5 protein-coding genes are annotated in these 2,796 nt (G+C 38.2%); all 5 read left to right on the top strand.

Annotation, left to right across the window (positions count from 1 at the left end; translation table 11 throughout):
* On the top strand, window positions 1–456 hold a 456-nt coding region (locus tag C8P63_RS19330), incomplete at its 5' end, for a hypothetical protein (protein WP_170109770.1).
* Window positions 457–552: 96 nt separating this feature from the next.
* On the top strand, window positions 553–1,044 hold the full coding sequence (locus C8P63_RS18625; RefSeq protein ID WP_146172225.1) for a hypothetical protein: 492 nt from the start codon (window positions 553–555) through the stop codon (window positions 1,042–1,044).
* A 204-nt stretch (window positions 1,045–1,248) separates the two neighbouring features.
* Window positions 1,249–2,088, top strand: coding sequence for a hypothetical protein (locus C8P63_RS18620; protein ID WP_108026891.1), 840 nt, complete (start codon window positions 1,249–1,251; stop codon window positions 2,086–2,088).
* Window positions 2,089–2,327: 239 nt separating this feature from the next.
* Window positions 2,328–2,513: a hypothetical protein gene (locus C8P63_RS18610; protein WP_108026885.1), complete on the top strand. Its 186-nt coding sequence runs from the start codon at window positions 2,328–2,330 to the stop codon at window positions 2,511–2,513.
* A gap of 58 nt (window positions 2,514–2,571) precedes the next feature.
* On the top strand, window positions 2,572–2,796 hold a 225-nt coding region (locus C8P63_RS20165; protein ID WP_483869528.1), incomplete at its 3' end, for a golvesin C-terminal-like domain-containing protein.

Raw genomic sequence — 2,796 nt, 5'->3', positions numbered from 1 at the left:
AGTACACCTTGGGGGAGAATCTTCAAAGGTGGTAATAAACTCTTAAACGCACTTGATGAAGGCTTTGAGAGTTTGTCCAGAAGATGGTCGAATGGGGGAAGCAAAGCAGCATCCCAATTAGGCTTAAAGCTTACAAAAAAGGATATTAAACATATTATAAGTAGACATTCAGTAGAATCGTTTAAAAAGCAACTTCCACATCGAATGAAAAATATGTCAAGGGAAGCGGTAGAGAGAGAACTTCAGAAACGAAGTTTCTTTAATCCCAATTGGTCGCGAGACAAAATAGCCTCAGCTGCCGAAATTGCATATAATAAAGCTGTGGATGATGGATTAAATACTGGTCAAAGAACGTATCAAGTTTATGGTGAAAATATAACAGTTGCTTTAAGAAACGGCCAATTTAAGTCAGCTTGGGGACCACACAATTTCGACTTAAAGTATTTTGGATATTAAAACTTTATAGCGAAGGGGGGATATTACATCCTCCTTCGCTATAAATAATGGAGGAGTATTATGTTTAAAATAAATTATAAAATATCGAAGGAGGATATGGAAATACTCCGAAAATTGAGTGTTCAAGAATTTGATAGTGAATATAGAGATATAGAGGGCCAAATTGAATTAGATTTTTGTGGACATAAATATGGATATTATAATCAAGAGGACCCATTTGGTGATGAACTCTTGATTACATGGTTTGTTTTATTAAATGAAGCAGCATCAAAACTAAACAAAAGTAATTATGTAGCTTTAAAGCATATTGAATCAGATGTTTGGTTTGAGTTTTTAGATAACAAAGATATAATAAAAGTAAGTTTAATGTATATTGATAATACATTTATTGATAAGTTTATCGTAACCGCTCCTTTTAATAATTATAAGTATGGTGATTGGAAAGATGTAACTATTAAAAAAATAGACTTTCAAATTGAAATACAAAAGAAAACAATTGAATTCATTGATAGTATAAGGAAATTAAATCAGTCGATTATAAAGAGTCAAAGTATTAAAGAGTTAAAAGCGTTAGTAGAATCTGTTTAATTATTTAAATGGCCAATCATACGATCAACTGCGGCTCCGGCGACTGGAGCAGCCGCTCCATTGGTCGCTCTGGCTGGAGGTGCTTTATGGGCAGGTAGTGCCATCTATCAAAACCGAAAAACGTTGTTTGATTGGTAAATTAGTGTGATTTTAACAGTCGGACCGGACGATGTCCGGTCCGACTTCACATTTAAGGAGGATAACATGAAGTTATTAAAGAAGATTTTGTTTGGGGATAAGGTATCTTTACCTTCCCATATTCAAGAGCGAATTCAGGAATATCAACAACAAGGGGAAAGGTATGTTCATTTCTTCTGTAAAATTAAATATGAAGAGGAATACTATTTTTATCTTCAATATACTCCGGATCAGGATGGATTGGTCATTCGCGAAGATGGTCAAGTTCCTCCAAAGTCAGAAGTAAAACCGGTGTTTTTTATAGCCAAGAGTACGGATGCCATAGCTCAGGATATATCCAAAATAGGAAAACAGTGGGCAGGTCGAACGATTCGTACCCATGAAAAGGTGCTTCGATTACTGGAAAAAGTGGATCAGGCTTTGAGGGACCAAATGCCTCCAGATATTGTAGAAGATTTGGAGGCATTTTACCGGGTGCCAAAAACCTTCATAAAGCAGCAACAACGGATCAAGGAAGCCTACCAAAAAGGGATGAAAATTATTAATCAATTATCTGAGACGAAAATTTGCACAGCGGAAAGCCGAGAAACACTGGATAAATATGATATGCAAATGGTAAAAGGATCATATTTGAAAAATTATGTTCAAATTCAGACTTATGAAGCCAGAAAAAGATTAATAGACTATATTGATTCAAAAGTGTCGATTTCAGAGTTTGGATTATGGTGGACAGTTCAACGGTTAAAACGGTTAAACAACAAAATGGCGGATCGATGGAAACTAGGAGATGAGTTTATGGAGTTTATCGAGAAAAATCATGACAATATCATGCGGGGGGAGCGATCGGAAGAGGATAAGAAAAAAATGGAAGATATGTTCCGAAACATAAGGAATCCGGATAATTAGATCATGAGCAAGAATGCCCGGCCCCCTTAGGAAACGAAATGAAGACGTTAAAAAGGTTGATCTTTGGAGACTTCCTTCAAAAGTCAAACAACAGATGGAAGAATACAAAAAAGAGGGAGAATCCTACATTCATAGGGGAAAAAGGATATCGCACAGAGATGAATATCCAAGATTTCGAAGAGAAAATACTGCCTGTGGTACGTAATCCAAGAAGTGAATAATAGGGAGGGCAAAAAACGGTGAAAATCAAGCACATGGGAATCTTCTTTCTTATCATGGCCTTTCTTTATACGTTGGTGGAAGTGGTTTTGGCACCGGATGGCAGTTTTAACTTTTTCCTGCCGATTGCTTTGTTGACAGGTGGGATTCTCTCGTTGAAGCGAAAGGACCGGGAAGAAAGGATTTTTAAAAGGAAAAAGGGTTAGGCATCTCGTTTCTTTCACCAAGTACGCTTCGTACTTGGTTTTTTAATTCACCTGGAAGCTGAACGTCCCGAAAGACGGGGACTATGAAGTCTGGGTCAGCTACCAGAAATACAAGGACCGGGCCACCAACGCCCCCTACACCATCGAGTATGACGGCGGTTCGACCACGGTGGAAGTGAACCAGAACATCGCCTCGGGCTCGGAGACCGAGTGGAAAAAACTCGGCACCTACGCCTTCAAGGCCGGGAACACCCACAAGATCACCCTGAAGGATGATGCCGAC

The organism is Melghirimyces profundicolus, from assembly GCF_003054245.1.
Classification (GTDB): Bacteria; Bacillota; Bacilli; order Thermoactinomycetales; family DSM-45169; genus Melghirimyces; species Melghirimyces profundicolus.
The sequence above is the reverse complement of the archived record's forward strand: the minus strand, read 5'-3'. Positions and strand labels throughout refer to the sequence as shown.